Here is a 26,681-nt window from a genome sequence, read left to right as displayed (position 1 = left end):
AAGTTATGACGCAATCCATCACCAGATTGAACCCTCCGTCTCTGCCCGATGCAGGGGAGATGGGATATTCGCAGATCTCGATCGCCGAGCCGGGCCGCATAGCCTTCATTTCTGGTCAGGTTGCCTGGCGCCCGAATGGTGAGCCGGTTCCCGAAAGCCTGAGCGAGCAGATGGAGATCGTTTCGATCAACGCAAAGGCTGCGTTGGACGCGATTGGCGCCACACCGCAGGACGTCGTGATCGCACGCGTCTATCTGGTGAATCTGACGCCCGAGCGGCTGGAGGAGGTGATGCCGCCCTTTATCGCGACATTCGAAGGCGCGCAGCCGAGTGTTACCGGTGTTGGCGTCGCGGCCCTGGCTGCCCCGGACCTGCAGGTCGAGATGGAAATGACGGTCCGCCTGCCGGACTGATCTCAGCCGGAGGAACTGCTATCCAGACAAGAAAAAGCCCCGCTGGCGACAGCGGGGCTTTTCCGTTGAATATTGGCAGCGCTTATTTCAGCGTCAGCGCGGTCTGTTCCGCGTACGGAGCCAGCACGGCGTCGGCGTTCTTCTGTGCCCGGGTAGCGGCTTCGCGGAAGGTCAGTTCCGGGTCGGACAGAAGGGCCTGCATTTCGTCCTCGACGGCCTTGCGGACGGCGACGGTGTTGTAGGTCGCGATCCACGGACCGGCATAGGCGAGCTGCTCGACAGCGCGCAGCGCGTCCGGGTGCTCGGCGGTGAACTTCTTCATTTCCGGCAGATCGTAGGCGGTCTGGCGCGGAGCGAAGTAACCGGTGAAGCGGGACCAGTGGCCGATTTTCTCAGGCGAAGTCAGCCAGGAGATGAATTCCCACGCACCCTTTTTCTGGGCGTCGGTGGTGCCTTTGAAAGAGACCAGCGAGGCGCCGCCGATCGGAACCGAGTTGCGGATGTTGCGCGGCATGAAGGCGACGTCATAGTCGAACTTCGCATTGTCGCGGACGAAGGTGAGCGCGCCGGTGGAGAGCACGATCATCGAGGCCTTGCCGGAGAAGAAGGAGGTGGAAACCTGCTTGGAGTTGGTCACGCCCGTCGGCATCGCCTTGTGCTGATGCGCGAAGTCGCGCCAGAACTTCAGAGCGCCCTGCGTGGAGGCGTGGTCGTAGAAGATCTCGCCGGGATAGACAGTGTTGTAGAACTGACCGCCATTGGCCATGGTCAGCGCCTGCACCAGCCAGCCGTTATAGTCGTAGTTGGACGGCATCATGATGCCCCAACGCTCGCCTTCCGGCTTGGTCAGCTTCTTCGCTGCATCGACCCATTCGGCCCAGGTTTCTGGTGCCTTGGTGATGCCGGCTTCGGCGAAGTGCTCCTTGTTGTAATAAAGGATCGGGGTCGAGTTCTGGAACGGGATGGAATAGACGTCGCCGTTGAAATAGGCGTTCGGACGCACGGCCGGCCAGAATTCCTGCATCAGGCCGTCGAGGTCGGTGCCGCCCGCCAGCTCCTTCATCGGAACGATCAGGTCGTTCATCGCCAGTTCGGTGGCAAAGTTGGCGCTCATCAGCACCACTGCCGGCGGCTTGCCCGCTTCGGCGGCGGCCTGGGATTTCACCTTGGTGTCGTCATAGCTGCCGGTAAAGACACCGACGACTTCGACGCCGTCCTGTGAGGAATTGAATTCCTTCACCAGCTTCTGCATTTCGCGGGACAGCTTGCCCTGGACCGGGGCGGGGAACATGAATTCGATACGCTCGGCCGCAACGGCGGACGAGGCGATGAGACCGGCGCAGAGCGCGCCAACCGCAGACCTGATGAACATCGTTAAGCTCCTTATTTCACGCCGGATGACATGAAACTGTTGACGAATTGCCGCTGGAACGCCGTGAAGGCGATGAACAGCGGCGCCATGATGAAGAGCGTCCCGGCGGCGATAAGCCCCCAGTCCGACGCTCCCTCCGCGCCTTGCGCGAAGCTGACGAGGCCCACGGTCAGAACCATCTTGTCCGGATCGTTGATAACCATCAGGGGCCAGAGAAATTCGTTCCAGTGATAGACCACCGAAACGATGGAAAAGGCGGTGAGCCCGGGCAGCGAGAGCGGGATCAGCACATGGCGCAGCACTTGCCACCAGGAGGCGCCGTCGATGATCGCGGCTTCCTCGAAATCCTTCGGGATGGTGCGGAAGGTCTGGCGCATCAGGAAGGTGCCGAAGGCCGAGCCCCAATAGGGTGCCATGACGCCGATCAGGCTGTCATAGAGGCCGAGATGCACCAGCGTTGTCAGGTTCGGCACGATCAGCACCGGCGGCGCCAGCATCAGCTGCAGCAGGAATATGTAGAAGATCGCTTCCTTGCCGGGGAAAGTAATCCGCGCGAAGGCATAGCCCGCGAGACTGATGGTGACGAGTTGCACCACCAGCGTGCCGGTAACCAAGATGGTCGAGTTCAGGAACCAGAGCGGCCAGTAACCGTCCTCGATGGCGTATCGGTAGCTTTGCAGCGTTGGGACAAAATCCGGGACAAGTGAGGCCATGCCGAGCCCGCCACCAGGGTCCGGCCGGAAGCTGGCGATCAGCATCCAGAGAAACGGCGTCGACCAGAGGAAGACCACGGCACACATGGCGGCGGCGAGCAGGGCGCCGGGAGTGGCCCATTTCTTCAGATCAGGTTTCATAATGCACCTTGCGTTCGACGGTGCGCAGCGACAGAAACGAGAGCGTCAAGAGGGCGATCAGGGTGACGACGGTGGCCGCGGTCGCCTTGCCCAGATCGTAGAATTCATGGGCCTGCTGGTAGATGTAGTAGAGCAGCAGATTGGTCGAATTGTTCGGCCCGCCGTCGGTCATGACGATGACATGGTCGATCTGGCTGACCGCGCTGATCAGGGCGATAACCAAAACGAAGGCGAAGGTCGGCCCGAGCATCGGGATGATTACGAAGTAGAGCCGCTGCAGCCAGTTCGCGCCCTCGATCTTCGCCGCTTCCTCCGCGTCCTGCGGCACAGCCTGCAATCCGGCGAGGAAGAACAGCATGTAGTAGCCCGCATTCTTCCAGGTCGTGAGCGCCATCAGGGAGACCAGCGCGAGATCCGGGTTGCCGAGCCAGTTGGTGGCGGAGATGCCGAGTTTGGCGAGGTAATAATCGAGCAGGCCGATATCCGGCATGAAGACGAAAATGAAGATCGCCGCCGCGCCGACCAGCGGCACCAGCGTCGGGAAGAACAGGATGGAGCGCAGGACGGCCGAGAGGTTCGTCGTCTCCCGCAGGGCCAGCGCGAACAGAAAGCCGAACAGCACGCTCGGCATCACCGTGCCGGCGGCATAGAGCACGTTGTTCGCCAGAGCGCCGAGAAAATGTGCGTCCTGGAAGATCCGGACATAGTTTTCCGCGCCGGCGAAAGCGCCGATGTCACCGACCCGCTTCTTGTCCGTGAGCGAGGCCAGCAGGACCTGCAGCATCGGCCAGTAGGTGAAGGCGGCGAGACACAGAAACGCTGGCAGCAGCAATAGATACGGCCGTGCCGATCTGAAGGACCTCGGCGTTTCTCGGGTGGGCTTGTTCACAGCTCTCAACACTCCTCGTCACGTGAGGAGGAGTGGGTATCACCCTCGTTCGAACAGTCGTGTCACCGCCATGTGAACATTATGGGAATGATTGAAGTCGGAACGAAGATGCGGTTGCATCTTCGTTCGAACATTCGTGTTTTGAGCCTCAGAACCGGCGCGGGACGAGCCCTGACTGGAACCAGGAAACGAAGCTCAGCATGGAATAGACCGGCAGGCTGGTGGCGTCCCTTATATCGGCCGCATAGGGCAGCATGTTGGTGCATTCGAGAACGAGCGCACCGATGTCCGGATGGTCCCGCTGCATCTTCAGGGCGGCCTCGACATTGTCTTCGCGCGCTGCTTCGACATCGAGTTCGAGCTCGTTATTCAGGATGGCGCGGGTGAATTCCCGGCCGCCCTCGGTGCTGCCGATCGGTGTGCCTTCGGGGACGCGGGCCTTTTCCAGATGGGCGGGAGTGAGGGTCGAGGCCGAGATGGTGAGTACGCCGGCCCGCTTTCCGGCGGGCAGCAGCCGGTTCACCATGTCGACCTGCATCAGAGAAGAGGTGGCGACAGGCACGCCAACCGCGCTCGCCAACTCCTCCTGAAAGAGGCAGAGAAAGCCGCAATTGGTGGTAATGCCGTCGACGCCGTCAGCGACCAGGCCTTTTGCGGCCTCGATGAAATTTTCCAGCAGGCCTTCGGCGCCGTGCCGCACCACCCGGTCCGGAGAAGCGTCGCGGACCACGCGGTAATGCACGGGGAAATCCCAGGTCAACGCGTTGCCCATGTCGCCGGGAATGCGCGGGAACTGCGCCTCCAGCATGAGGATGCCGACAGAGGCGCCGTAGATTGCTTTCCCGCCGCGTACTTTCATTTCCGGTCTCCTGATCTTCAGTCTTCCTGGGGCTCGAACTGCCGGTCGAACAGCTCTTCCGGGCCGGCCATGTAGATATTCGAGAAGCTTTCCTTCACCGAGGCGACGATCTGGTCCATCCGGCGGCGGATATGCTTGCCGAGGATCCAGGCGGCCCGGTCCGCGTCGCGGGCCAGCAGGGCCTCCATGATTGCCTTGTGCTCGCCCTTGGTCTCCTTCACCCGGCTGGCCATGTCGAGCCAGCGGATAAAGCGGATGCGCTGGTTGATCTGCCCGAGATGGCGGGCGAGTTCGTGGTTGCCGGAGAGCTCGGCTATGGCGACATGGAAGGCCTCGTCCCGTTCGGTCATCTCGCGCACGGTCTTGCCTGCATAGGTCAGGCCGTTGGCATGGAGATCGTCGTGCAGGGCTTTCAGGTCCGCGTCGCTGGCGCTCTCGCAAGCCTTGCGGACGGCGGCCAGCTCCAGGATCTCGCGCAGCTCGTATAGCTCATAGACCGAGCGCGCGTCCAGCTCGCGGCAGAAGAAGCCGTGCCCGGGCTTGAAATCGATCAATTGTTCCGTGACGAGGCGGTTCAGCGCTTCGCGCAACGGCGTCCGGCTGACCGCCAGTTCCCGCGAGATGCCGATCTCGTTGATCCGTTCTCCCGGCCGGAACTGGAAATTCACCGCCCGTTCCTTCAGCCGCATATAGGCCTCTTCGACCCGGCCTTCACTCATGGTGTTTCATCCGAACAGTTTCTTGCCGATGCGCCTTGACTCAGGCGTCGCCCTTTTACAACATGCAGGCCTGTATACAGTACTGTGTTCACGAAAATCTCACCAGCGCATTCCGCGCGCCACCCGAGGAAACTGATAAGATGGACAAGTCGATGGGCAACCGGATGACCGGCGCGGAAGCCATGGTCCGTATGCTCGAAGCCCATGGTGTGAAGCACATGTTCGGGCTTTGCGGCGATACCACGCTGCCCTTCTATGACGCGATGGCGCGGCTCGATCACGGGATCGAGCACATCCTGACTCGTGACGAGCGGCATGCGGCCTATATGGCGGACGCCTATGCCCGCGTGACCGGCCGTCCAGGCGTCTGCGAGGGGCCGTCGGGCGGTGGGGCGACTTACATCCTGCCGGGCGTGGTCGAGGCGAATGAAAGCTCGGTGCCGATCATGGCGATCACCACCGACGTCTCGACGACGGCGCGGGGGCGTTATCCGCTGACAGAACTCGATCAGGTCGCGATGTTCCGGCCGCTGACCAAATGGAACACCTCTCTGGACGGTGCCTCGCGTCTGCCGGCTATGATGCGCACGGCCTTCCGGGCGATGACCACGGGCCGTCCGGGCGCCGTCCATCTGGCGTTGCCGTTCGACACCCAGAAAGGCGCGGTCGAGGATGCCGAAATCTGGGCCGATCCGGGGCACCGTTCCTATCCGGCGGAACCCTCCGGCCCGGACATGGCAGCGGTAAAGGAAGCAGCGAAGATTCTCGCCGGTGCCAAATCCGCGGTCGCCGTGTGTGGCGGTGGGCCGGTGATCGCGGGCGCGACTGAAGCCCTCGGCCGGTTGGCTGCCTTGCTCGATCTGCCGATCGCGACCAGCGTTTCAGGCCAGGGTGCGATTGCCGAGACCGATCCCTACGCGGTCGGTGTCGTTGGCTCCAACGGTGGCGTGCCCACGTCCCGCGCGGTTACGGACGAGGCGGATGTGATCCTTTTCATCGGTTGCCGGGCCGGGTCCGTGACCACGGAACGCTGGCGCTCTCCCGCTCAAGACAAGACCATCATCCATATCGACAGCGATCCGATGGTGATCGGCGCCAATTACAACACGGCCGTTTCCATCGTTTCCGACGCGCGGCTGGCGCTCGAGGCGCTGAACGTGGAAGTCGCGGCGATCGCCGATCGCAACATGCAGAACGGCAAGACCCGCGCCGCGTCAGCCTGGGAAGGCAAGCTGAAGAACTTCCTGCCGCTGGCGGCAACCGCGGAACGTCCGATCCGGCCGGAGCGGGTGATCGCGGACCTGATGGATCTGCTGGATGACGATGCCACTATCGTCGCCGATCCGGGTACGCCGTGCCCGTATTTCTCCGCGCATTACCGCTGGCCACAGGCCGGCCGGCATTTCATCACCAACCGGGCGCACGGTGCGCTCGGCTACTCTCTCGCTGCCGCGATGGGGGCCTATATCGGCCGTCCGTCCTCCCAGACCCTTGCGGTCATGGGCGACGGCTCCTTCAACTTCTGCTGTGGTGAGTTCGAGACCATCGTCCGCCAGAAAATGCCGATCAAAAGCATCGTCTTTTCGAACTCGGTCTTCGGCTGGATCAAGGCCGGGCAGGATTCCGGCTTCGGCAAGCGCTTCTACAATGTCGATTTCACGCGCACCAACCATGCCGCCGTCGCCAGCGCCTTTGGCATAAAGTCCTGGACGGTGGAAGATCCTACGGAATTCAGGTCGGTGATGAAGCAGGCATTGGAACATGACGGGCCGACACTGGTCGATGTCATCTCCCAGCCGCTGCATGAAGCCGCGGCTCCGGTCTCGGAGTGGATTGCCTGATCATGTTCAGCGCGGACGAAAAGATTATCGGTCTCGACCTCTGGCATCTCGCCTTGCCGGTGGTCTCCCGCCGGGATCATGGCATCGGGTCCGTGGAAGGCGCGGTCGAAATTGTTGTGGTCCGGCTGACTTCGGAAAGCGGTGCGGTTGGCTTCGGCGAGGCATCGCCCTGGTCCGTCTTCACTGGTTCTCCGGAGGCCAGCTATGCCGCGCTTGATCGCTACATCCGTCCGCATGTCGTCGGCAAAAAGGTTGGCGGCATCGCGGCGATCATGGAGATTGCCGCCAAGTCGGTAGCCCATTGCACGGAAGCGAAGGCGGCGCTTGAAAGTGCGTTGCTGGATCTTAACGGGCGGATCGCGGGCGTACCTGTCTGGGCGTTGCTCGGCGGCAAGGCGCGGGACACGATCCCGCTCTCCGTCTCGCTTGCCGATCCGGATTTCAATGCCGACCTGGCCTTGCTTGAACGGCTTGCCGAGGACGGTGTCGGGATCGTCAAAATGAAGGCCGGCTTCAAGGAGCATGCTTTCGACATCATGCGGCTGGAGAAAATCCGCGCCAACTGGCCGGATCTGGATGTCCGGGTCGATTTCAACCAGGGCCTCGCGATTGAAGGCGCTGTTGCCAAGGTCCGCGATGTTGCCAGCTTCGAGCCGACCTTTATCGAGCAACCGGTCGCCCATCATCATTTCGACCTGATGGCCGAGATTCGCGCCTCAATCGACGTGCCGTTGATTGCCGACGAGAGTGTCTTCGGCCCGGAAGACATGGTGCGCGCCATTGCCGAAGGGATCTGTGACGGGGTTTCCATCAAGATCATGAAGGCGGGCGGAATGCGCCGCGGGCAGACGGTCGCCCGCATGGCCGCCGCGTCGGGCCTGTCAGCCTATGGCGGTGATATGTTCGAGAGCGGCCTCGCCCATCTCGCAGGTGCGCACATGATCGCGGCGACACCGGAAATCAGGCTCGGCTGCGAATTCTATCAAGCGCAATATTACCTGAAGGACGACATTCTCGCCGAAAGCTTCCCGAGCCAGGGCGGTGTTGTCACAATTCCCGACACACCCGGTCTGGGAATACTTCCGGATGTGGAAAAGCTGGCGCACTATGCGGTCCAATCGACCGTGGGGGCGGGCAAGTGAGTGATACGAAGAAGCATGTAATTGTCGTTGGGGCCGGGATCGTCGGGGTTTCAACTGCGATCTGGCTGCAGCGCGACGGGCATCAGGTGACGCTGGTCGACCGGGAAGGTCCGGCAGCGGGTACCAGCTATGGCAATGCCGGTCTGCTTGCTTCCGGCTCCATTGTTCCGGTCACGGGGCCGGGGCTGATCGGCAAGGCGCCGAAGATGCTGTTCGATCCGGACCAGCCGCTGTTCCTGCGCTGGTCCTACCTGCCGAAATTGTTGCCTTGGCTGTTCAAATATCTGGGCCATGCGAATGCCGCGGATACAAAGCGGATTGCCAGTGCTCTGTACGACATTATCGGCGATAGCGTGGCCGACCATCAGGCTCTTGCCGCTGGAACCGGGGCGGAGCAGTGGATCAAGCCGCAGGAATACATGGTCGCCTACAATGACCGGGCGCATTACGAGGGCGATGCCTTCGCCTGGTCGATCCGGCAGGCACACGGCGTTCAGTTCGAGGAGCTTGAAGGCGCTGCACTGGGCGAACAGGAAGCGACCTTGAGTGACGATATCAAGTTCGGCGTTCGCGTATTGAATCACGGACGGATCTCCGATCCCGGCGCCTATGTGAAAGCGCTCGCGGCTCATGTCGTCGCGGAAGGCGGCACGCTGGTGCAGGCCGAGGTGTCGGATATCGTCCGCGAGAACGGTGTGGCAACTGGTGTGCGTGCTGGTGGCGAGACGATTTCTGGCGATGCGGTGGTGGTCGCCATGGGCGCCTGGTCCGGCAAGCTGTCGAAGCTGCTCGGACTCGATATCCCGCTTGAGTCCGAGCGCGGCTATCACCTTGAGTTCTGGGAGCCGTCGAAGATGCCGAAGACGCCGATCATGGTGGCGTCGGGCAAGTTCGTCCTGACCCCGATGGAAGGGCGCCTCCGGGCGGCCGGTGTGGTCGAGTTCGGCGGCCTTGAGGCGGGACCGTCCAGGGCGCCGTTCGAGCTGCTGCGCCGGGCGGTGCGGAAGGCGATGCCGGATCTGACGTTCAAGGAAGAAACCGAATGGATGGGGCATCGGCCGGCAACGACGGACTCGATCCCGGTGATCGGGGAAGTTCCCGGCACCCGGGGGGCTTACCTCGGCTATGGGCACCAGCATGTCGGGCTTACGGGAGGACCGAAAACAGGGCGGATCCTCGCTCAACTCATCGGCGGCAAAAAGCCGAACATGGACTTAACGCGTTACTCTCCTTCACGCTTCGCGGGGTGAGGGGAGTATGACTGGCCGAACAGGGTCATAAACTGGGAGACTTGAGATGAAAAAACTTTCGACAGCAATTGCCGCGGCTGCGTTCGCGGTTGCCGGTTCTGCCGGTGCGATGGCGGAAAAATGGGATATGCCGATGGCCTATTCCGGCTCCAACTTCCATTCCGCCACCGGCGCCGAGTTCGCGAAATGCGTGACCACCGGTACCGGCGGTGACATCGAGATCGTGACGCACCCTTCCGGCTCTCTCTTCAAGGGCAACGACATCAAGCGTGCTGTTCAGACCGGCCAGGCGCCGATCGGCGAGCGTCTGCTGTCCGCGCACCAGAACGAGAACGTCGTGTTCGCTTTCGACTCGATCCCGTTCCTCGCGACCTCCTTCGACGATGCGGCGAAGCTCTGGAAAGCGGCGAAGCCGACGCTTGAAAAGATCCTCGCCGACCAGAACCTGGTTCTGCTTTATGCCGTTCCGTGGCCGCCGCAGGGTCTCTACTTCAAGAAGGAAGTGAACGCGGTTGCCGACATGAAAGGCATCAAGTTCCGCTCCTACAACAACGCCACTGCGCGGCTCGCCGAGCTGACCGGGATGCTTCCGGTGCAGATCGAGGCTGCTGAAATCAGCCAGGCCTTCGCGACCGGTGTTGCCGATTCCATGATCTCTTCCGGCGCGACCGGCTATGACCGCAAGGTCTGGGAGAGCCTGACCCATTTCTACGAAGTCGATGGCTGGCTGCCGCGTAACTCGGTCATGGTGAACGGCGACGTCTGGAACGGTCTCGACGATGCCAAGAAGGGCGTCCTGCGGGGCTGCGCAGAGCTTGCCGAATATGCCGGTACATGGCGCGCGATCGAGTACACCCAGTTCACCCTGAATGGTCTGAAAGCCGGCGGCATGACTGTCGGTCCGGCAAGCGACACTCTCCAGGCCGAACTGCGGGCGATCGGTGAGACCATGACCAAGGAGTGGCTGGAATCCGCCGGTGCCGAAGGCAAGGCCATTGTCGATGCTTACAAGGCGATGAAGTAACTCCTCATCTTTGGACCGGGGGCGAAGCAATTTCGCCCCCGGTTTTATATCGATCCGACGCTCCGCCCCACTGATACCTGTTCCGGAGCTGGCTTACCTCCCGAGGAGACCTCATGGTTTTTCTGGCAAAACTCAGAGCCGGGCTGGACCGGCTTTATCTTGTATCCGGCGCGATCGGCGCGTTGTTCCTGATCGCCATATTGAGTTTGATCGTCCTGCAGATGCTGGCGCGCTGGACCGGTGAGGTGTTTCCGGGAGCCGCTGAATATGTCGGGTACTGCATGGCTGCCGCTTCGTTCTTCGCCTTTGCGCACACCCTGCAGCGCGGCGCGCATATCCGTGTTTCGATGCTGCTGAATGTGGTCCCGGCTGGTGTCCGCCGCGTGCTGGAAATCTGGTGCTTTGCGATCGGAACGGCGCTCGGCTGGTATTTCGTCTGGTATGCCGTGAAGTTCGTCTACTGGTCCTGGAAGTTCAAGGATATTAGCCAGGGGCAGGACGCCACTCTGCTCTGGATGCCGCAGACCGGCATGGTCATCGGCGCGGTCATCCTGGCGATCTCGCTGACCGATTTTCTCATTCACATGGTCTTCACCGGACGGCACAGGATCGTGCACGAGTCGGTCGAATCCCACGCGGAGTAGGGCATATGGAAGATATCTCGATTATTGCCCTGTTCCTGTTCGTCCTGTTCATGCTTCTCGGCACGGGCGTCTGGATCGGGTTGGCACTTCTTGGCGTCGCTTTCGTCGGCATGGAGCTGTTCACCACACGTCCGGTGGGCGACGTGATGATCACCACCGTCTGGACCCACTCCTCGTCCTGGACGCTGGCTGCCCTGCCGCTGTTCATCTGGATGGGTGAGGTGCTGTATCGCACCCGTCTGTCGGAGGACATGTTCCGGGGCTTGGCGCCTTGGCTGGCGAAACTGCCTGGCGGTTTGATCCACACCAACATCGTCGGCTGTACCGTCTTCGCGGCGGTCTCCGGCTCGTCGGCAGCAACGCTCACCACGGTCGGCAAGATGTCGATCCCGGAGCTGCGCAAGCGGAACTATCCGGAGAAGGTGGTGATCGGAACGCTGGCAGGCGCGGCGACGCTCGGCCTGATGATCCCGCCCTCGCTGACCCTGATCGTCTATGGCGTGACCATCAACGAATCGATCACCAAACTGTTCATCGCGGGCATCGTTCCGGGCATGGTGCTGGCCTCCATGTTCATGGCGTATGTGGCGATCTATTCGAAAGTTTCGAAGAATTATCATCCGGATGAAGAGCCGGAGTTGAGTTTCGCCGCCAAGGTGAAGAACTCGCGTTTCCTGATCCCGGTTCTCTGCCTGATCACGGTGGTTATTGGCTCGATGTATCTCGGTCTCGCCACGGCGACCGAGGCCGCGGCTTTCGGTGTCATCGGCTCGCTCATCCTGGCGGCAAGCCAGGGCTCGCTTTCCTGGCGGACATTTCGGGAAAGCCTGATGGGGGCGACCCGGACCTCGGCCATGATCGCCCTGATCCTTGCCGGTGCCTCCTTCCTGTCTCTGGCGATGGGCTTCACCGGCTTGCCGCGCGGGCTGGCCAACCTGATCGCGGACATGAATCTCAGCCGGTTCGAGCTGCTGATGGCACTGCTGGTCTTCTACATCGTGCTCGGCTGTTTCCTCGACGGTATCTCGTCGGTGGTGCTGACCATGGCGGTGGTGGAGCCGATGATCCGGCAGGCGGGCATCGACCTGCTCTGGTTCGGCATCTTCATCGTTGTGGTGGTCGAGATGGCACAGATCACGCCGCCGATCGGCTTCAACCTGTTCGTGCTGCAGGGCATGACGCGGCACGAGATGGGCTTCATCGCCCGCTGCGCGATCCCGATGTTCCTGATCATGGTTCTGATGGTGTTCGTGCTGATCGGGTTCCCGGAAATCGCCACCTGGCTGCCGGACAACATGCGGCAAGGTCCTTCCTGACCAGCCGACTTCCCACTTCCTGAAAAGGGCGGTCTTCGGGCCGCCTTTTTTATTGCCGCTCCTCCTGCTGGACGGGAACGGAGGAGAGGGTATTCTCTGGCCCCAGAAAGGTCCGGGCCGGAAGTGCGCGGACAGGGGAGGGAGTAACAATGGAATTCTCAACACCGCCGCATATCGCAGATCTGGCGGAAAAGACGCGCAGTTTTATCGCCGAGAAGGTGATCCCGTTCGAGAGCGATCCGCGCTGGACCGCGCACGGGCCGACGGAGGAATTGCGCAAGGAGCTGACGGATCTCGGCAAGGCCGCCGGGCTGTTCGCCCCGCATGCGCCGAAGGAATTCGGGGGCCTCGGCCTCGGGCATCTGGAGCGGGCCTTTGTCTTCGAGGAAGCGGGCTACTCGCTGCTGGGCCCGACGGCCCTGCATTGCGGCGCGCCGGACGAAGGCAACACCCATCTGCTTGAGGTCGCCGCCAGCCCGTCACAGCGGGAGCAGTTTCTTGCTCCCTTGGCGAAGGGCGCGCGCTCCTGTTTCGCGATGACCGAGCCGGACGGCGCAGGCGCCGACCCCTCTCTGCTGGCGACCACGGCGAAGGTGGATGGAAACGGCTATGTCATCAATGGCCGGAAATGGTTCATCACCGGTGCCGAGGGCGCGGATTTCGTCATCATCATGGCGAAGATCGAGGGCGGCCCGGCTGACGGCGGGGCGACGATGTTCATCGTGCCGAGCGACCGGGCGGGCATCCATCTGGAAACGCAGATGGACACGCTCGACAGCTCCTTTGCCGGTGGGCACTGGGAGATGCGGTTCGAGGATCTCCGGGTGGATCAGGAAGACGTGCTGGGTGAGCCCGGCGGCGGCTTCCGGCAAGCCCAGGTCCGGCTTGCCCCCGCGCGCCTGACCCATTGCATGCGCTGGCTCGGCTCCGCCCGCCGGGCACATGACACGGCACTCGATTATGCCAACCGGCGCGAGGTTTTCGGCCAGAAACTCGGCAAACATGAGGGTGTCGGCTTCATGCTGGCGGATAACGAGATGGATATCCGCACAGCCCGGCTGTCCCTGATGCAGGCGGCCTGGCTGCTCGATCAGGGTGACAACGCAGCGGAAGAGAGCTCGATGGCCAAGGTGCAATGCTCCGAGGCGATCTGGCGTATCGTCGACAATGCGGTGCAGATCCTCGGCGGCGCCGGCACCAGTGCCCACCTTCCGGTGGAGCGGATCTTCCGCGAGGTGCGTGGCTTCCGGATCTATGACGGTCCGTCTGAGGTGCATCGCTGGTCACTCGCCCGCAAGGCCCTGAAGCGGGCCGACGGGCGAGCGTAGAAGGTCTTTGCCTAGGTGGCAGCCTGGCTGCCGCCGAAAGCATAGGCCGACATGCTGATGGAGCCATGGCTGTAGCTGCCATGCAGCTTGCGCCCGGCTTCTCCGGCCCCGGCCCCTGCAGCGACATAAAAAGGCAGGAAATGTTCCGGCGTTGGATGCGCCCGGCGGCTGGTCTCCGGTGCTTCCGGGAACTGCATCAGGTTTTCCCAATCTCCCGCTTCGACCGCAGAGGAGACCCAATCATCAAAGGCGGTGGCCCAGACCGGGGGCGGTGTACCCTCGGCGCCAAGTTCCCGCAGATTGTGGGTCACTGAGCCGGAGCCGACGATCAGCACGTCCCGGCCTCGCAGCGGGGCGAGCGCACGGCCGATCTCGAAATGTTGCCGCGCCGTGCCGCCCTGCACCAGCGAGAGCTGGACAACGGGGATATCGGCATCCGGATAGGCCAGAGAGAGCGGAACCCAGGCACCGTGGTCGAAACCGCGTTCCGGGTCGCTTGCCGCCGCGACCCCTTGATCTGCCAGAAGATGATCCACCCAGTCGACCAGGTCGGAGGCTGTCCGGGCGGGATACCGGATGCGGTAAAGCGCGTCCGGAAACCCGAAGAAGTCATGCACCGTTTCGGGAGCCTCGGCCGTGGTCAGTGTCGGCTGTGCCGCTTCCCAATGGGCCGAGACGATGAGGATCGCCGCCGGGCGCTCGACCCGGCTGCCCAGCGTCCCGAGAAAGTCTTTCGAGACGTGAGTGCTGAGCAGCAGGTCGGGGGCGCCGTGCGGCAGAAAGAGGCTGGGCAGGCTTGCCATGGATCTAGCTCTGCCGGGCGAAGCTGTCGGGTGTCAGGGTCAGGATCTTCGGCGTGCGCACTGCATAGGCGCCGTCACCGAGCAGGGCTTGAACCACGAGAGTAGCCGCCCAGAATGCCGGGAATTCCCAGCCGCCGTTCGGGTTCGTGTAGAGCCAGCCGTTCCCGCCATGCACCATGAAGACGGCACCGAGCAGGATCGGCAGGGTGGCGATGGAGACCAGCCGGGTGGCGAAACCGACTATCAGCGCGATACCGCCACCGACTTCGGCGAGGATGGTCAGGTAGGCGAAGATGGCCGGCAGGCCGATGCTGTCGAAAAAGCCAACAGTGCCGGCCGGGGTGAAGACAAAGATCTTGAGAGCGCCATGGGCGAGGAAGAGCACGCCGAGGGAGACGCGGAGGATGAGCGCTGCATAAGGCGCGGTGTTCTGGTTGGTCATCGGATCGTCCTTTCGTTCAGGTGAAAGGGCGGCACACCGCGCCGCCTGTCCGACATAGTTAATTGCTATCCATTATCGCCATAAGCGCTCTATTGATTGAATTAATATAAACGTTATGTTGCCAATATGGATTCCATAGAGCAAATGCGGATGTTCTCGGCCGTGGCCGCCACGATGTCCTTCTCGAAGGCTGCCGCTCGCCTCGGTACCAGTGCCCAGAATGTCAGCAAGAACATCCGGGCGCTTGAAGATAGCCTTGGGGTTCTGCTGCTGAACCGGACGACGCGGGTCGTCACCCTTACGGAAAGCGGCAGAGCCTATCTGCCCCGCTGCAACCGGGTGGTCGAGGAGTTCGACGAGTTGCGTTCGGTGATGCGGGATGAAGGCGCCGCGCCGAGCGGTAATCTCGTCGTCACCGCACCGGTGCTGTTCGGCGAGATGTATCTGATGGCGGCGGTCGAGAAATATCTGGCGGCCAATCCAGCCGTGAGCATCGATCTCCGGCTGAGCGACCAGCATTTGTCCCTGATCGACGAGGGCGTCGACCTTTCGGTCCGTATCGGCGTTCTGCAGGATTCGACACTGATCGCGAAACGGCTCGGCGAAACCCGGCTGATCACCTGCGCGGCGCCATCCTATCTGGATCAGGCTGGCCGCCCGGCGCATCCGGACGAGCTTCCGGCGCACAGCTGCGTTTTCGACACCAACCGCCGGACGCCGGGACAATGGTCGTTTTGCGATGGCGGGAAAAGCCTGACAGTGAACATCCGGCCGCGTGTCCGGGTGAACAGTGCTTCCGCCGTCAGGAGGTTGCTGCTGTCCGGCGAGGGCATCGGGATCGTGCCGAGTTTCGTCGTCGCTGACGACTTGCGCAGCGGGCGTCTGGAGGCATTGCTGGAGCCGTTTGAGGACCGCAGTCTGCCAGTGTCTTTGCTATACCTCGCCAACCGCCACCTGTCGCGGAAGGTCCGGTCCTTCATCGGCTTCATAGAAGCCGAAATCGCGGCCATGGAAGACTGGAACGCGGTCTGACGCAACGATTTCGGCACCGTCATCAAACGGTCAAGCTCTTCGGTTAAAGTCTTCCGACTTGCAGGGTGTATTCCGTATCCCGGAGCTGGTATGCGGCTGGCTTCCGAACGAGAATGGATGGAACGATGCGACAGGCATTTGCGCGTGCAGTGATTGCGGCGACCAGCATTGCCGCTTTTGCAGGGTTTCTGTTTTCAGCTCCGGCAGCCGAAGCCGACGTTCTCCGGATCGGCGTGCTGGGCGGCAAGGCTGTCTCGGACGATTTCGCCGCCCAGAAATGCCTGGCGCATGACCTTGCGGACGGTCTCGCCGCGCCGGTGCAGATCCTGGCCCTGCCTTCCGGAGACGAATTGAGGCAGGCGCTGATCGTCGGCGCTGTCGATATGACTGTCCTCTCGACCCGGGCATACAGCGCTCTCTGGCGGACGAACCCGGGGTCGGTGCAGCCAGTGCTGGCCACGCTCGGTCGTGGTGGCTCCATGGGATACCGCGCGGTGGCGCTGTCCCGTCCCGATGCCCTTATCGCCGGGCTCGAAAACCTGAAAGGCAAGAACATCGGATTTGCGGATCGGCGCTCCATGCCGGGCTATTTCGTGCCGTCCGTCGCGCTCGAACGCGCGGGTCTGAATACCGAACGGGATCTGAAGTCGGTTCAGTTCGGCGGTGGCTATCACGCTACGCTCACAGCGCTGGAAAGCGGCGCCGTTGATGCGGCGCTGACCTGGCGCTCCGATGCAGGCTCCGATTCTGTATCAGGGGCCGGGCCGCTGCAGCGTTTCCAGGTCACCTCGGATGCGAACTTTACTGAATTCTGGCGCTCGCCGCTGATGCCGAACGGTCCCGTGGTTCTGCGCAAGGCGCTCCCGGAAGAGATCAAAAAGATCGTGACCGATCGGATCGCGGCCCTTGGCGAGACGGCGCCGGATTGCCTGGCAATGGCTTTCGGCCTGCCGGTTACGGGGGTGTTCCCGGTCACGCATGCCGACTACGAGACTTTCATCGCCGCCGACCACAAGCGCATTTCGCTGTCCGTCGCAAGCAACTGAACTCCCGCCTCACTCTGACGGCTTCATGAAACTGAAGCAAAAGAGTCACGAGAACGACCCGCTCGATTGATACCAACGCTGCAATCGGATCTCGCGCGGTGTGATCTCTCCAGCCGTGTTGTCCGAGTTGCCGGTCGCCCTTGTGACCGGTCCAGGCGGGCTGTTCTCAGCCCCGCACGGCGCGAGACTCAGAGGTAAGGCATGATCGAATTCAAAAACGTTACCAAGGCTTTCGGCAACATGGTCGCGGTTGATTCCGTGACTTTCACTGTCGACAAACCGCAGATGATCGGCGTCATCGGCCGCTCCGGCGCCGGGAAGTCGACCTTCCTGCGACTGTTCAACCGTCTGACTTCCGCCACGTCCGGGCAGATCCTCGTAGAGGGTACCGACGTGCTCAGTCTGAAAGGCAATGCCAAGCGGCGTTGGCAGAAGGACTGTGCGATGATTTTCCAGCAGTTCAATCTGGTTCCGCGCCTCGATGTCGTCACCAATGTGATGCTCGGCCGGTTGAACCAGCAGGGCACGCTGCGCTCCATGTTCAAGATCTTCTCCCAGCAGGATATCGACGATGCGCTGGCCGCTCTCGACCGCCTCGGCCTGGCCGAGCGGGCCTTGCAGCGGGTCGAGACCATGTCCGGCGGACAGCAGCAGCGCGTGGCCATCGCCCGTGGCCTGATGCAGGCGCCGAAGATCATTCTTGCCGACGAGCCGATTGCCTCGCTCGATCCGTTGAGCGCCGAGGTGGTTATGGGCTCGCTCCGGGAGATCCATGACCGCGACGGTATTACCGTGATGTGCAACCTGCACACACTCGATACCGCGCGCAGCTATTGCGACCGGGTTATCGGCATGAGCCAGGGCAAGGTGGTTTTCGACGGCACGGCCGACGAGCTGACCCCGGAAGCGGCGCGCGAGATTTATGGCGCCGACGAGGCTCTGAACGAGGCGGTGACCTCCACAAGCATTTCGGCCGGCGCCTCCGCGCGGGCCAAATCCGATCCCTCAGTACCGGGCCATGGGGCCACGGTTGCTGAGGCGAATGCTGCCACGGCCTGATTAGCGGCTACCGCCGGTGTTCCGTGACAGCAATTCCAACCTAGGGAGTAGTTAGGGATGAATTTCGTTCGCAATTTTGCGGTGGCCGCAGCCGTCGCCATGACGACGTTCGGCGCCGTCAATGTCCATGCCGAAGACAAGATCTCCGAGTTCCGCATCGGCGTGCTCGGCGGTGAGAACCAGTCCGACCGTATGCGCTCCAACGAGTGCGTCCGGAGCAAAGTCGAAGCGCTGCTCGGCGTGCCGACGAAGATCTTCGCACCGGCCGACTATAACGGTGTCATCGAAGGCCTGATCGGCCGTAACCTCGACATGGCCTGGCTCGGCGCGTCCGGTTATGCCAAGACCTACATCACGGACCCGGAAGCTGTTGAGCCGGTCCTGGTGAAGATCAATGTCGACGGTTCCATGGGCTACCACTCGATCGGCTTTGCCCGCGTTGACAGCAACATCACGTCCCTCGACGACATGAAGGGCAAGAAGTTCGGTTTCGGCGATCCGAACTCCACCTCCGGCTACCTGATCCCGTCCATCGAAATCCCGGCTGCCGGTTTCCCGATGGAAAGCGGCAAGTATTTCGGTGAAGTCGTCTTCACCGGCGGTCACGAGCAGACCATCGTTGCGGTCGCCAACGGCGACATCGACGCCGGCGTGACCTGGGCCGACGGCCTGGGTGCCTGGGAAGAAGGCTACAACAGCGGCGCCCTGCGCAAAGCTGCCGATGCCGGTCTCGTCGACATGACCCAGCTCGTGCAGATCTGGAAGTCCAAGGTGATTCCGGAAGGCCCGGTCGTGCTCCGCAAGGATCTGCCGTCCGACGTCAAGCTGAAGGTGACGGGCCTGATCGCCGGTCTCTCTTCCCTCGATCCGGAATGCGCTTACAGCTTCATGGCCGGCGAAATCAAGGGCATGGCCCCGGTTTCCCACGAGACCTACGAAGTCATCATCGAAGCGCGCAAGCGGAAGATGAAGTAAGGCACTGCCTTACTGACTGAACACGGGCCGGGATCGCCAATGTGCGGTCCCGGCCACGTTCCGGACCCTGGGTCCGAAAATCTCAAATTTCCAAATTGCAGGACATACTCATGGTCGAAGTGATGCGCCAGGAAGTGCTCGCGCTCGAAGGGCGCCGACGGCTTTATACCGGGCTTTCCCTCGCGCTGCTGCTCGCCGTCGTGCTCTCCGGCTACAGCGAGGCCTCGGCACTCAATTCCGGCGGTTTCCTGCAGGGGCTGTCCAAGTTCTTCGACTACCCGGCGCAGATCGTCATGCAGGCCTGGGATCAGGGATGGGCCTTCTGGGCCCTGTTTCCGAAATTTCTGCCGGCCCTGATCGAGACCCTGAACATCGCGGCTGTGGCCACGCTTATCGGCGCTGTCTTCGCCATGATCCTGTCGCTGCTTTCCAGCCGTAACCTGGAGGTCCCTCCGGCCGTCATTCCGGTCGTGCGGCGCATCATGGATATCATGCGCGCCTTCCCGGAGCTGATCATCGCCCTGTTCCTGATTTTCGTGCTCGGCGCCAGCCCGGTGCCGGCCGCCATAGCGGTTGCCTTCCACACCTCCGGCGCGCTCGGCAAGCTGTTCTCCGAGGTGAACGAAAATATCGACGTGAAGCCGCTGGAAGGCCTGAAGGCCGTCGGCGGTAACTGGTTGCAGCGTGTCCGCTTCGGCGTCATTCCGCAGGTGCTGCCGAACTACAGCAGCTATTTCCTGCTGCGTTTCGAGATCAATGTGCGCGCTTCCGCCATCCTCGGCTTTGTCGGCGCCGGTGGTATCGGCACCGAGTTGAGCCGGGCCATCGGCTGGGGCGCCGGGTCCGAGACCGCTGCGCTATTCCTCATGCTGTTCCTGTCGATTGTCGCCATCGACCAGCTCTCATCCTATCTCCGTCGGCATTTCGTCGGCGCCGACAATTTCAGCTAGGGGAGGCGGATATGGCTGTCATTTCCGATCAGGGCGCCGCTGTCATGGCCGAGCCGGTTCGTATCTCGGTGAAAAAGGCATCCGCCGTGCCGATGCTGTTGCTGGCCGGCGTCGTGCTCTACCTGTTCTATGCCTGGACCGCGTTCGATATCACGGCACTGCTCGCCCGCGCCCAGCTCTCGAAGGGCGCGCTGCTGATTTCCGATGCTGTCGCCTACAAGACCCACGTGACCAAGAATTTCCGCCGGGGCGACTTTGAAGTCGCCATCGAAGGGGAACGGCACGCGACTTTCAAGACGTTGCCGGACTGGGTGACGGGGGATGCCAGTAAATTCACCGTCGATCTCGGCGAGGGGTATGTCGTCCGCGTCGAGGACAAGAGTCTCGCTTTCGAGGTGCCGGATTACGGCATCATCCGGTCGAAACTTGTGGATGGGAAGATCGTCACACAGGTGCCGGACGGCCCGGTGCCGGAGTGGCTGAAAATCCGTGACGTGAAATTCGAGGCCCGCCCGACCTTCTCCCGCAGGGTGCAGTTCACCCGGGCCAAGCTGGAGATCCACAAGTTCCAGTTCGGCTGGGAAAATTTCTGGTTTCCTTTCACCTCCGAGCTGCACGGCAAGAGCTTTGGAGAGCTGGTCTCGCTCGCCACCTCGGATGATCGGCTGAACCTGGACCAGGCGAACTGGCAATACATCCTGTCGAGCTTCTGGGGCAATCCTGAATGGCAGCATGGCCATGTCGCTGTGGCCTTGTTCGAAACCATCCTGATGGCGGTTCTCGGCACCGTGACGGCGGCCTTCTGCGGCCTGCCATTGGCCTTTGTCGCGGCCTCCAACTTCAATCCGAACAGCACGGTTCGCTTCGTTGTCCGCCGGGTGTTCGATTTCGTCCGCGGCATCGACATGCTGATCTGGTCGCTGATCTTCATCCGGGCCTTCGGCCTCGGCCCGCTGACCGGCTCCCTCGCCATCGCCTTCACCGACACGGGCTCGCTCGGCAAGCTGTTCTCGGAGGCGCTGGAGAATATCGACCGCAAGCAGGTGGAAGGCGTCGGCGCCACGGGTGCGAACCGCTGGCAGCGCTACCGCTTCGGCGTGATCCCGCAAATCCTGCCGGTTTTCACCTCGCAGTTCCTCTATTACGTGGAATCCAACACCCGCTCGGCAACGGTGATCGGCGCGCTCGGCGCCGGCGGTATCGGCCTTGTCCTGGTGGAGACCATGCGGACCTCGCGGGACTGGGAAAACACCTTCTATATCATCAGCCTGATCATCGTCATGGTGTTCATGATGGACGGTGCGTCAAGCTGGCTGCGGCGCAAGCTGATCGCCGGCGGGGAGAGCCGGTAAAGAATTCGACCGGGCAGGGCACCCCCTCTGTTGACAAGCCCCGCCCGGCTCGCCTATATGCGTGCTTCCGCGCGGACAAGACGGCTTCGGCCATGCCCTCGCGAGCCCCATGGGGCGGAGTAGCTCAGCTGGTTAGAGCAGCGGAATCATAATCCGCGTGTCGGGGGTTCAAGTCCCTCCTCCGCTACCATCTTCCTGAAGTGAATATCTGAATATATTGACAAAATTCAGTTTTCGTTTTGTGGCGATGTGTATGGGTTCGCACCCCGTTTCTGCGTGCTGTCGATCCTGGGGGTGAGGAAATTCTCGTGGTTCACTGACATACGCCTGAACCCTCGGCGATCCGGAACTCCTGCGATCTTGATATTCCCGTTCCGGAGGATTTCGGAGATTCGGATCAATTCGCGGCCTATCTCGATGCCGGCAGGCATGGGATCCGGGGCGGTAAGCTAAACCTCGATGGAGGGTCTCCGTCGGCCGGGCTGATGGCAGGCGCGCAGATCGAGCGATGGATCCGGGACCGGGTTCTGAGTGAGGATGAGGAAGCGCCATTGACGACGGTCGATATGGCGGAGGCTGATCTGGAAAGCGCCGAGGCAAGAGATGCGAGCGGTGGCAACCGGATGACATTTGGTCTCTCTTGGTGGAGCTTGGATCAGCTTGGGAGGTAACCTGGCGGCATCCGAGCCGGAACCGGGATGGTATGTTCGACCATCATTCTGCGGAGTTTTTTCGCCTTATGCGTGTCTAGATCTGCAGCTTGGAGTTTAAAGTTTTGTTTTTGCTTGGAGATCGGAAGGGATGGCGAGGAAGTGTTAAAAGCCGGAAGAGAGCGACCAGACGAATTCGGTAATCGGAGCACATTCTCCTTGAAGTTCGGACACGTCCTATCTCAGCGCACTCCAATTTTAACTCGACACTGTCAAGTCAAAGTACCGCGACTTTTCAGCCAAGAGATTGGTCTCTGTTCCCGTGATTGACGTTTGAGACGGTGTCGCTTGGCTCTTCCCGGATGGTCAATCGCAGACGCTCTTGTGCTGTTTCCGGTCAGTTTTGAACCTCTCAATATAGGCCGCGACGTTCGAAATAGGTACGGCGCTGACGCGCCAAACATGGAACTGGTTGAAGCAAAGGTCGGGTTTGTAGAGTTGAGGTGCGTCAGGCTTACAAGCGCTGTCTGCGTCCGGCCAGTCGCCTGCTATGCCGGGATCGCCGGCGGTTGTCTCAAGGATGCGCCAGTTTCCCTTCTCGTCTTTGTAGATTGTCCAGACGTGCGGAATGAGGTCGCCCGCAATCCGGGCAAAGCCAATGACGACGCGGACGCAGAACGGGCTGATACCCGATGCGAGCAGAAGCGTGGCCAGTAACACTGCCGAGTCCTCGCAATCGCCCTGGCGAAGAGCAATGGTCTCTGAAGGGAACTGCCAGAACTCGCGACTGCCCTGTGATCCAAGATCATCGACATAGCCGATTTCACGACAAACCCAACTCCAGACGATATGGGCCCGTCGATCGAAGCTGCCATTGCCCCTTTTGTCCGGGAGGTCGAGTGCCCGGACGGTGCGGATGATTTCTTCATGGGTCCCAGGAGAAACCCATTCCCGCAGATCGGTTAGAATCGGAGCTTCAGGATGGCCTGGAACGAACCGTGCTGCGACAAGGCAGGTATTCTTCTGCAGTATTTCACTGCCGTCCAATTGATAGCGCATGCGTTCGCCTCCTATGCGGTCCTATATAGCCGGAAAAGGCGGAGCCCCGTTCTAGGGCTCCAGGGGAGCTCAGGAGAAAAGCGGCCGGAATTTCATTGCCGTCGGACCCTCGAGTTGTGGTCTCTGATTGTATTGTGACGACGGAAGGAAACGGCGAAGTTGCTTGTGGAAATCGAGATAGGACATGCCGGTATCTGTGCGGATGATCTGCAAGGCATGAGCCGACATCGCGCCGTTCCATCTACCGTTGATATGGGCGTCGTAGGAGTATTCTAGGGCGTTGCAGCCGGTGATCAGGATCTCCGACATGCCGCTTTCTGGATAGAAGATGCGGCGACGAACTGGCAGCCGGAGGCTTTGCAGCGCGAGCGTATCGTCCTCCGGCGGCATGTAACGGGGCTTGGGCGCCTCGGATGGCATCAAGCCTCGGGCGACCGCCTCGTTCCCACGCCGCAACGCGGCCCTCGTCACACCTCCCGAGAAACAGGAGTCGCTGATGACTGTGAGGCGGGCACCTGGCGTGAGCTTGGCGATGATCCCGCGGATCTCATCGTCGAGAACCAATCCGTCATATGCGCAGAGCGCTTCGTCGCGGTTGTCCATTTCATCCGGGTCCTCCGCGCCATCAGGAACCCAGGTCCCGTGTCCGGAGTAGGTGAAGACGATTACATCGTCTGCCCCGGCACCGGTAACGAGCCCTTCCAGAGCTGCTTTCATCGCAGACATGGTTGCTTGGCTGTCCTTGAGTTGCGTGACTGAATCGAAGCCATAATCGGCCTTGAAAAGCGTCGCCCAATCGTCGGCGTCGTTCACGCATCCGGACAGATCATTATAGGTACCCGGATAATCATTGATTCCGATACATATTGCTTTCTTGGCCATTTTAAGATTCTCCAATGGTGGGGGATGGGGCACGGTCACTTCGGAACAGATACGCCGAGAGACGTTGCGACGGTCGTTGGCGTCGCCTGTAACAACTGTGATCCCGTGGGGAGTGCGAACCCCCAGAAAAGGCACTCCCAAAAATCGGTCGGCAGGCCGAAACCCGGGTTTGACCAAACCAGGACATAGGCTCCGACAGCCGTGGTCAGCAGGCCGTAAACGGCCCAGACGAGGCCACTCAGGCGCCGGATTTCCAAACTGATCCGCTCATATGTCTTCGGACGCGGGGAGGCGGTTTCTGCGCTCAGCGCACGTGCCGATGGCGCGGTATCAAGAATCGTTCCGATGCGTGTGCTGAGGTCTTCCGTGTTGGAAATATCGGAATCGGCGAGGGAATCGAGGTTCGCGATGGCGGTCTCGATCCGAGGGCGCTCCTCGGGCGACGCTGCACTCCATCGCGTATGTAGGATCTCTGCGGCGTCCACAAGTAGATCGAGGCCCGACAGCTCTGCTGCCTTCTCCTCAAGAAAGGTCTTGTAGAGGACCGGGTTGGGACTCTTGGTCGTCCAGGGCAACGGCAGGCCAGAGGAAATGTAGCCTTTCCGCTCCAGAGCCGTCTCGTCGAGCGCTGAACTGTTCGATTGCAGCCTTTCAGTCAGAAACGGCGTTGTCCGTGTCAGAATGCTCAAGCGCTTGGTGAGTGCGTCGATCCGTTCCCTCAAGATCGTAGCTGGGCGCAGGAGTGTTGCTCTTTGGATTTGGGCACGGATCGGGACCGTGATCGCCCAGGCGGCGGCAACGCCGAGGCCAATGACAAGAACGCCGAACCAGCGATGGACTTCGGTGGTTATGAAGATGGTTGTCCGGATGACGTCTCCGGCGACCTTTTCCGCCGCGGCGACGGTTATGGTTCCCGAATATTTCCCCGGGACAACCGGTACAGAGACATCCGGCTTTAGCCAGAGCCGGTGCGGCTGGTTTGCCGCGAGGGCCAGCGGCCCGTCGGTAGAACAGGCCGGTTTCTCGTCGCTGCAAAGCGCAATACGGCCAGCACCGAGCTGCCGACGGGTTGTTGTTTCGACCAGCGAGGTTCCGAGGATACGGACATTGCTGGCGGGGATGGGGCCCACCGCAATGCCGAATCCGAGACCGTCCCCGACGTTCAGGCTGACTTCGCTGGGCGGGGGAAGCACCGTCCAACTGAAGGATGGTGCTGTATCCGCGGCGCATTCCGTAGATGCAACATGCAGTGCAACGAGGGCGCTCACCAGGCTTGCCGTGACCTTTCCCGCGCCCAAGCGAGCATAAAACGTGCGGGCAAAGAGCGCTGGCAATTGGCGGATTGATCGCGTCATGAAAGGTCTCCTCATTCGGGTGGGACAACCGCAGCTGGGCTAATTCGTACCCGTGTCGTCTTGCCCGCTGTCGATCAGCGTCTTGAGGCAACTCGTCTGGTCGTCGATGATTTTTTGAAGACCGGCGGACGCAGTTGCCATTTCGTTGGCTTCCTGGAGTTTTTCTTCCGTGAGGGTGGACGCTGCGTCGATGGCGCTCGTGAGGGCGCTGCTTGTGATGCCCAGACGCACGGCCTCAGTACCTGTGTCCGTCAGCGCATCGTTCGTGTCTTCCACGGTCTTCTGGGTCTCGGCGATTGCCTGGCCGATCTTCTCGCTGTTGGCCTTGGCGTCCTTGACGAGAGAAAGAGAATTGTCGCGCATTGCCTTCAAGGCCGCTTCGGGATCAACCCTCGCTTTGTCGAGTTGCTCCGCTATCGCGGTGATAACGTCATCGGTCGCTTCCATCAGCCGCTTGCCGCGATTAACCATCAGGGCATTTGTTGTTGCGACCAACTCACGGACCCTGGATCGGGTCTTGTTAAGCGAACGGTCAAGCAGGCGCGTTTGCGCCTCGAACAAGGCGCTTCTCATGACCAGGGATGGTTGGTCAGCAGGCGCGGCACGCATGAGGGGGGCTGCGGAAGGCATCACGGTGACGGCCGCCCGGCGGCTTCCGAGAGTGCTGTCGCTCAAGTTGCTGAGTTCGTTGAGATATGTATTGAGAGATATGCCACTGGTGTTGGAAAGATTTCGTGACGCCAGTGTATCGTCGCTGGCCGGTGCTTCTCCTAGTCCAATGGAGGTGGCTTTTATGGCGCAGGTAACCGCCTTCGCGCCGTTGCCATATATGGACTTGCGTTTCTCGGTCGGTAAAAAGGCCTGTGCACCATATGCTGTTCCGCCTGCGAGACCGGCCCCGAGGATCGCATCGGTGTGCGCGCCGAAAGCAGCGAAGGCGAGACCGGCCAGGCCGCTGCCGAAAATCAGGGCGCCGGTGGAGGTCTCATACCGGTCGAGTTCATCCCGGCGCTTGGTGAATTCGGCACGCTTTTTCTTGGCGTATTCGACCGCCTCGGCGTAACTCGGGGAGACAGGTTCATCCTCGCCCGTTTTGACATATGGGTCATATATTGCGCTGCAGCCGCTGATCGCGACGGCGGCAACACCGACGGTCAACCGGGACGCCAGCGGAAACCGGAAAGTACGCCGTGCATTAACACCATTACAGTTCTGAGCCATCTCTCTGTCCTCGCAATTCATTGCTAACAGTGGCGAAAGGCACGGCGGCTTGGCGCCATGTCGCTGCCTGGATTACTCAGCACCATCGGTGTCAAAGGCGTGTGAGATTGGCGTGGTTAACGTGTGATTAATGAAGGCGGTGCATTTTTTTATCCGGATATTGCGCCCGTGCCTCGTTCGGACGCTGCGGTTTCTGGGGTGGAA

26 protein-coding genes and 1 tRNA gene are annotated in these 26,681 nt (G+C 61.4%); 16 read left to right on the top strand and 11 right to left on the bottom strand.

All coding sequences use genetic code 11. The features are described 5' to 3' along the window. Window positions 1-5 precede the first annotated feature (5 nt). Window positions 6-413, top strand: coding sequence for a RidA family protein (locus K328_RS0116985; RefSeq protein WP_028466998.1), 408 nt, complete (start codon window positions 6-8; stop codon window positions 411-413). Between the two features lie 82 nt (window positions 414-495). Here the strand turns inward: K328_RS0116985 and K328_RS0116980 are convergent, their stop codons facing one another. The 5 genes from K328_RS0116980 to K328_RS0116960 form a co-directional block, all read right to left on the bottom strand. Beyond that, the gene (locus K328_RS0116980) at window positions 496-1,785 is read right to left on the bottom strand and encodes an ABC transporter substrate-binding protein (protein WP_028466997.1); all 1,290 of its coding nucleotides are present in this window, start codon (window positions 1,783-1,785) and stop codon (window positions 496-498) included. A gap of 11 nt (window positions 1,786-1,796) precedes the next feature. Continuing rightward, window positions 1,797-2,639, bottom strand: coding sequence for a carbohydrate ABC transporter permease (locus K328_RS0116975; protein ID WP_036554764.1), 843 nt, complete (start codon window positions 2,637-2,639; stop codon window positions 1,797-1,799). Beyond that, complete coding sequence (locus K328_RS0116970; protein ID WP_028466995.1) at window positions 2,629-3,471, bottom strand: carbohydrate ABC transporter permease; 843 nt, start codon at window positions 3,469-3,471, stop codon at window positions 2,629-2,631. The genes K328_RS0116975 and K328_RS0116970 overlap by 11 nt, the downstream gene beginning before the upstream one ends. A gap of 205 nt (window positions 3,472-3,676) precedes the next feature. Further along, window positions 3,677-4,387, bottom strand: a complete 711-nt coding sequence (locus K328_RS0116965) for an aspartate/glutamate racemase family protein (protein WP_028466994.1) — start codon at window positions 4,385-4,387, stop codon at window positions 3,677-3,679. Between the two features lie 17 nt (window positions 4,388-4,404). Next, window positions 4,405-5,106 carry a GntR family transcriptional regulator gene (locus tag K328_RS0116960; RefSeq protein WP_028466993.1) on the bottom strand — a complete coding sequence of 234 codons (702 nt, stop codon included), beginning with the start codon at window positions 5,104-5,106 and terminating at the stop codon, window positions 4,405-4,407. Between the two features lie 140 nt (window positions 5,107-5,246). Between K328_RS0116960 and K328_RS0116955 the strand changes: the two genes are divergently transcribed. From K328_RS0116955 to K328_RS0116925, 7 genes are all read left to right on the top strand, one after another. Then, window positions 5,247-6,947, top strand: a complete 1,701-nt coding sequence (locus K328_RS0116955) for a thiamine pyrophosphate-binding protein (protein WP_245577578.1) — start codon at window positions 5,247-5,249, stop codon at window positions 6,945-6,947. Window positions 6,948-6,949: 2 nt separating this feature from the next. Further along, a complete protein-coding gene (locus K328_RS0116950; RefSeq protein ID WP_028466991.1) occupies window positions 6,950-8,089 on the top strand; it encodes an enolase C-terminal domain-like protein in 1,140 nt (379 codons plus the stop codon). After that, the gene (locus K328_RS0116945) at window positions 8,086-9,339 is read left to right on the top strand and encodes an NAD(P)/FAD-dependent oxidoreductase (RefSeq protein ID WP_028466990.1); all 1,254 of its coding nucleotides are present in this window, start codon (window positions 8,086-8,088) and stop codon (window positions 9,337-9,339) included. The genes K328_RS0116950 and K328_RS0116945 overlap by 4 nt, the downstream gene beginning before the upstream one ends. 46 nt (window positions 9,340-9,385) lie before the next feature. Further along, window positions 9,386-10,363, top strand: coding sequence for a TRAP transporter substrate-binding protein (locus K328_RS0116940; protein ID WP_028466989.1), 978 nt, complete (start codon window positions 9,386-9,388; stop codon window positions 10,361-10,363). 113 nt (window positions 10,364-10,476) lie between these two features. Then, window positions 10,477-11,007, top strand: coding sequence for a TRAP transporter small permease (locus K328_RS0116935; RefSeq protein WP_028466988.1), 531 nt, complete (start codon window positions 10,477-10,479; stop codon window positions 11,005-11,007). A 5-nt stretch (window positions 11,008-11,012) separates the two neighbouring features. Next, window positions 11,013-12,323, top strand: a complete 1,311-nt coding sequence (locus K328_RS0116930; protein ID WP_028466987.1) for a TRAP transporter large permease — start codon at window positions 11,013-11,015, stop codon at window positions 12,321-12,323. 149 nt (window positions 12,324-12,472) lie between these two features. Continuing rightward, entirely contained in the window at window positions 12,473-13,651 is a 1,179-nt protein-coding gene (locus tag K328_RS0116925) for an acyl-CoA dehydrogenase family protein (protein ID WP_028466986.1), read from the top strand. A gap of 11 nt (window positions 13,652-13,662) precedes the next feature. Here K328_RS0116925 and K328_RS0116920 read toward each other — a convergent pair whose 3' ends face one another. Both K328_RS0116920 and K328_RS0116915 read right to left on the bottom strand, forming a co-directional pair. Further along, the gene (locus K328_RS0116920; RefSeq protein ID WP_028466985.1) at window positions 13,663-14,454 is read right to left on the bottom strand and encodes a DODA-type extradiol aromatic ring-opening family dioxygenase; all 792 of its coding nucleotides are present in this window, start codon (window positions 14,452-14,454) and stop codon (window positions 13,663-13,665) included. 4 nt (window positions 14,455-14,458) lie between these two features. Beyond that, window positions 14,459-14,896: a DoxX family protein gene (locus tag K328_RS0116915; RefSeq protein WP_028466984.1), complete on the bottom strand. Its 438-nt coding sequence runs from the start codon at window positions 14,894-14,896 to the stop codon at window positions 14,459-14,461. A gap of 126 nt (window positions 14,897-15,022) precedes the next feature. Here K328_RS0116915 and K328_RS0116910 point away from each other — a divergent pair, with 126 nt between their 5' ends. From K328_RS0116910 to K328_RS0116875, 8 genes are all read left to right on the top strand, one after another. Beyond that, a complete protein-coding gene (locus tag K328_RS0116910; protein ID WP_028466983.1) occupies window positions 15,023-15,928 on the top strand; it encodes a LysR substrate-binding domain-containing protein in 906 nt (301 codons plus the stop codon). Between the two features lie 125 nt (window positions 15,929-16,053). Further along, the gene (locus K328_RS0116905; RefSeq protein ID WP_169721222.1) at window positions 16,054-16,974 is read left to right on the top strand and encodes a phosphate/phosphite/phosphonate ABC transporter substrate-binding protein; all 921 of its coding nucleotides are present in this window, start codon (window positions 16,054-16,056) and stop codon (window positions 16,972-16,974) included. Window positions 16,975-17,175: 201 nt separating this feature from the next. Next, window positions 17,176-18,033, top strand: a complete 858-nt coding sequence (gene phnC, locus K328_RS0116900; RefSeq protein WP_028466981.1) for a phosphonate ABC transporter ATP-binding protein — start codon at window positions 17,176-17,178, stop codon at window positions 18,031-18,033. Window positions 18,034-18,090: 57 nt separating this feature from the next. After that, window positions 18,091-19,008: a phosphonate ABC transporter substrate-binding protein gene (gene phnD, locus K328_RS0116895; RefSeq protein ID WP_028466980.1), complete on the top strand. Its 918-nt coding sequence runs from the start codon at window positions 18,091-18,093 to the stop codon at window positions 19,006-19,008. Between the two features lie 110 nt (window positions 19,009-19,118). Next, complete coding sequence (phnE, locus tag K328_RS0116890) at window positions 19,119-19,958, top strand: phosphonate ABC transporter, permease protein PhnE (RefSeq protein ID WP_036554759.1); 840 nt, start codon at window positions 19,119-19,121, stop codon at window positions 19,956-19,958. A gap of 11 nt (window positions 19,959-19,969) precedes the next feature. Beyond that, complete coding sequence (gene phnE / locus K328_RS0116885; protein ID WP_028466978.1) at window positions 19,970-21,310, top strand: phosphonate ABC transporter, permease protein PhnE; 1,341 nt, start codon at window positions 19,970-19,972, stop codon at window positions 21,308-21,310. 113 nt (window positions 21,311-21,423) lie between these two features. Continuing rightward, window positions 21,424-21,500 (top strand) — tRNA-Met (locus tag K328_RS0116880). Between the two features lie 295 nt (window positions 21,501-21,795). Continuing rightward, window positions 21,796-21,981 (top strand): hypothetical protein, encoded by a 186-nt coding sequence (locus K328_RS0116875; protein WP_028466977.1) that lies wholly within the window; start codon window positions 21,796-21,798, stop codon window positions 21,979-21,981. 345 nt (window positions 21,982-22,326) lie between these two features. On the opposite strand, the gene K328_RS24560 is transcribed toward K328_RS0116875, so the two are convergent. From K328_RS24560 to K328_RS0116855, 4 genes are all read right to left on the bottom strand, one after another. After that, on the bottom strand, window positions 22,327-23,019 hold the full coding sequence (locus tag K328_RS24560) for a transglutaminase domain-containing protein (RefSeq protein WP_051285019.1): 693 nt from the start codon (window positions 23,017-23,019) through the stop codon (window positions 22,327-22,329). Window positions 23,020-23,088: 69 nt separating this feature from the next. Beyond that, entirely contained in the window at window positions 23,089-23,901 is an 813-nt protein-coding gene (locus tag K328_RS0116865; RefSeq protein ID WP_028466976.1) for a caspase family protein, read from the bottom strand. A 35-nt stretch (window positions 23,902-23,936) separates the two neighbouring features. Then, window positions 23,937-25,256 (bottom strand): hypothetical protein, encoded by a 1,320-nt coding sequence (locus K328_RS0116860; protein WP_028466975.1) that lies wholly within the window; start codon window positions 25,254-25,256, stop codon window positions 23,937-23,939. A gap of 39 nt (window positions 25,257-25,295) precedes the next feature. Continuing rightward, the gene (locus tag K328_RS0116855) at window positions 25,296-26,477 is read right to left on the bottom strand and encodes a hypothetical protein (RefSeq protein WP_028466974.1); all 1,182 of its coding nucleotides are present in this window, start codon (window positions 26,475-26,477) and stop codon (window positions 25,296-25,298) included. Window positions 26,478-26,681: the final 204 nt, after the last annotated feature.

The sequence above is a fragment of the Nisaea denitrificans DSM 18348 genome (assembly GCF_000426505.1).
Taxonomy (GTDB): Bacteria; Pseudomonadota; Alphaproteobacteria; order Thalassobaculales; family Thalassobaculaceae; genus Nisaea; species Nisaea denitrificans.
The sequence above is the reverse complement of the archived record's forward strand: the minus strand, read 5'-3'. Positions and strand labels throughout refer to the sequence as shown.

Excerpts from the sequence above, each read along its gene's own strand:
- K328_RS0116985 (WP_028466998.1), top strand. The coding sequence starts at position 6 with ATGACGCAATCCATCACCAGATTGAACCCTCCGTCTCTGCCCGATGCA.
- K328_RS0116980 (WP_028466997.1), bottom strand. The coding sequence starts at position 1,785 with ATGTTCATCAGGTCTGCGGTTGGCGCGCTCTGCGCCGGTCTCATCGCC.
- K328_RS0116975 (WP_036554764.1), bottom strand. The coding sequence starts at position 2,639 with ATGAAACCTGATCTGAAGAAATGGGCCACTCCCGGCGCCCTGCTCGCC.
- K328_RS0116965 (WP_028466994.1), bottom strand. The coding sequence starts at position 4,387 with ATGAAAGTACGCGGCGGGAAAGCAATCTACGGCGCCTCTGTCGGCATC.
- K328_RS0116960 (WP_028466993.1), bottom strand. The coding sequence starts at position 5,106 with ATGAGTGAAGGCCGGGTCGAAGAGGCCTATATGCGGCTGAAGGAACGG.
- K328_RS0116955 (WP_245577578.1), top strand. The coding sequence starts at position 5,247 with ATGGACAAGTCGATGGGCAACCGGATGACCGGCGCGGAAGCCATGGTC.
- K328_RS0116950 (WP_028466991.1), top strand. The coding sequence starts at position 6,950 with ATGTTCAGCGCGGACGAAAAGATTATCGGTCTCGACCTCTGGCATCTC.
- K328_RS0116940 (WP_028466989.1), top strand. The coding sequence starts at position 9,386 with ATGAAAAAACTTTCGACAGCAATTGCCGCGGCTGCGTTCGCGGTTGCC.
- K328_RS0116935 (WP_028466988.1), top strand. The coding sequence starts at position 10,477 with ATGGTTTTTCTGGCAAAACTCAGAGCCGGGCTGGACCGGCTTTATCTT.
- K328_RS0116930 (WP_028466987.1), top strand. The coding sequence starts at position 11,013 with ATGGAAGATATCTCGATTATTGCCCTGTTCCTGTTCGTCCTGTTCATG.
- K328_RS0116925 (WP_028466986.1), top strand. The coding sequence starts at position 12,473 with ATGGAATTCTCAACACCGCCGCATATCGCAGATCTGGCGGAAAAGACG.
- K328_RS0116920 (WP_028466985.1), bottom strand. The coding sequence starts at position 14,454 with ATGGCAAGCCTGCCCAGCCTCTTTCTGCCGCACGGCGCCCCCGACCTG.
- K328_RS0116915 (WP_028466984.1), bottom strand. The coding sequence starts at position 14,896 with ATGACCAACCAGAACACCGCGCCTTATGCAGCGCTCATCCTCCGCGTC.
- K328_RS0116910 (WP_028466983.1), top strand. The coding sequence starts at position 15,023 with ATGGATTCCATAGAGCAAATGCGGATGTTCTCGGCCGTGGCCGCCACG.
- K328_RS0116905 (WP_169721222.1), top strand. The coding sequence starts at position 16,054 with ATGCGACAGGCATTTGCGCGTGCAGTGATTGCGGCGACCAGCATTGCC.
- phnC (WP_028466981.1), top strand. The coding sequence starts at position 17,176 with ATGATCGAATTCAAAAACGTTACCAAGGCTTTCGGCAACATGGTCGCG.
- phnD (WP_028466980.1), top strand. The coding sequence starts at position 18,091 with ATGAATTTCGTTCGCAATTTTGCGGTGGCCGCAGCCGTCGCCATGACG.
- phnE (WP_036554759.1), top strand. The coding sequence starts at position 19,119 with ATGGTCGAAGTGATGCGCCAGGAAGTGCTCGCGCTCGAAGGGCGCCGA.
- phnE (WP_028466978.1), top strand. The coding sequence starts at position 19,970 with ATGGCTGTCATTTCCGATCAGGGCGCCGCTGTCATGGCCGAGCCGGTT.
- K328_RS0116875 (WP_028466977.1), top strand. The coding sequence starts at position 21,796 with ATGGCAGGCGCGCAGATCGAGCGATGGATCCGGGACCGGGTTCTGAGT.
- K328_RS24560 (WP_051285019.1), bottom strand. The coding sequence starts at position 23,019 with ATGCGCTATCAATTGGACGGCAGTGAAATACTGCAGAAGAATACCTGC.
- K328_RS0116865 (WP_028466976.1), bottom strand. The coding sequence starts at position 23,901 with ATGGCCAAGAAAGCAATATGTATCGGAATCAATGATTATCCGGGTACC.
- K328_RS0116860 (WP_028466975.1), bottom strand. The coding sequence starts at position 25,256 with ATGACGCGATCAATCCGCCAATTGCCAGCGCTCTTTGCCCGCACGTTT.
- K328_RS0116855 (WP_028466974.1), bottom strand. The coding sequence starts at position 26,477 with ATGGCTCAGAACTGTAATGGTGTTAATGCACGGCGTACTTTCCGGTTT.